This window comes from Pseudonocardia acidicola (genome assembly GCF_012911935.1).
GTDB classification, from domain to species: domain Bacteria; phylum Actinomycetota; class Actinomycetes; order Mycobacteriales; family Pseudonocardiaceae; genus Pseudonocardia; species Pseudonocardia acidicola.
This window is the reverse complement of record NZ_JAAXLA010000162.1, coordinates 1-1,418: the sequence shown is the minus strand read 5'-3', so window position 1 is coordinate 1,418 and position 1,418 is coordinate 1. Positions and strand designations below refer to the sequence as shown.

The 1,418-nt window shown below is 70.2% G+C and carries 1 protein-coding gene; it reads right to left on the bottom strand.

Features of this window, described 5'->3' with window-relative positions:
• Window positions 1-24: 24 nt before the first annotated feature.
• The gene (locus tag HF526_RS34400) at window positions 25-1,275 is read right to left on the bottom strand and encodes an IS701 family transposase (RefSeq protein WP_169385826.1); all 1,251 of its coding nucleotides are present in this window, start codon (window positions 1,273-1,275) and stop codon (window positions 25-27) included.
• Window positions 1,276-1,418 lie beyond the last annotated feature (143 nt).

Here is a 1,418-nt window from a genome sequence, read left to right as displayed (position 1 = left end):
TAGTACTCCAGTCGTAGATCGTGATCATGTCTCGGGTCGTCGTTTGTAGTGGCTGCTGCGAGCTCGATGTTGGTGGCGTCGTCGCCAGTCGGTCCAGGCCAGCGGGTCGGCGAGGCGGCGGGCGGGTTCGATGACCAACCGGTTGAGTAGGCGGGCGATCTCGTTGCAGGTCAACGCGATCAGCCCGGACGGTGCCGGGTGCTGGGCCCGTTCGGTGGCGGCGAGCACGGTCAGCAGGGCGTGGGCGAGCATCGCGACCAGGGTCCAGCGCCGCCACGAGATCCACCGGCGGACCTGATGCTCGTCGAGCCCGGTCAGGCCCTTGCCGACCTGGAAAGATTCTTCGATGGTCCACCGCGCGCCGGCGACGCGGACCAGTTCGCGCAGTGGCACCGGGTGTGGGGAGTAGCAGCGGTAGTAGGCCAGCTCGCCGTGGCCGGGGTGGCGGCGCAGCAGTAGCCAGCGGTGTCCGGACCCGTCGGCGGCGGTGAGCGTGACGAGGGCCCAGTCGTAGATGCGGGGGCCCTTCGCCCCGGCCCCAGCCGAGTAGCGCTGCCAGCAGTGGGCGGGCAGCGCGGCAGCGATGCGGTCCGGACGCATCGGTCCGCCGTGGGTCGGGACCCGGCGGTCGCAGCCGATGGCCAGCACGTAGCCCAGGCCGAGGGTCTCGATCTGGGCACGCAGCGTCGGGTCGGCGCCGTAGACCTCGTCGCCGGCGACCCACCGCGCCGGCACTCCAGCGGACACGGCACGCGTGATCATGGCGCCGGCCAGGGCCGGTTTGGTGGCGAACTCGACTTCGGCGGGGACCCCGGCCGCGGCGCAGCGGCCGGGATCGTCGGTCCAGCTGCGCGGCAGATAGAGCTCGCGATCGATCATCGTGTGCCCGCCGCGGGCGGCATAGCTGAGGTAGACCGCGATCTGGGCGTTCTCGATCCGGCCCGCGGTTCCGGTGTACTGGCGTTGCACCCCGACCGTGTGGCAGCCCTTCTTCAGGTCACCGGTCTCGTCGGTAACCAACACCGCGCCCGGCTCGCCGAGGTGCTCGACCACGAAGCGACGCAGGTCAGCGGCCACGCCATCGGTGTCCCACACGGCCCGGTTCAACAGATGCTGCATGCCGTCCGGTGCGGTGTCCCCGGCGTGCTCAGCGATGGTCCAACAATTCTTTCTGGGGAGTTCGGCAAGCATCCCGCGCAGCAACCCAGCGAACCGGCGCCGGGTCTCCACCCGGGCGAACCGGCCGGCCACCCGATCGAGCAACCCGTCCACCATCGCCGGCCACCGGCCGGGTTCTACGCTGTGGCCCGCGGCCACCGCCTGATCTTCAGATGTCCACACAACTGACGATGATCAAGCGGTGGCCGTACCAGTTCCGGGACCGCCACGCGGCAAGATCACGAAGTCCGGCTGGAGTA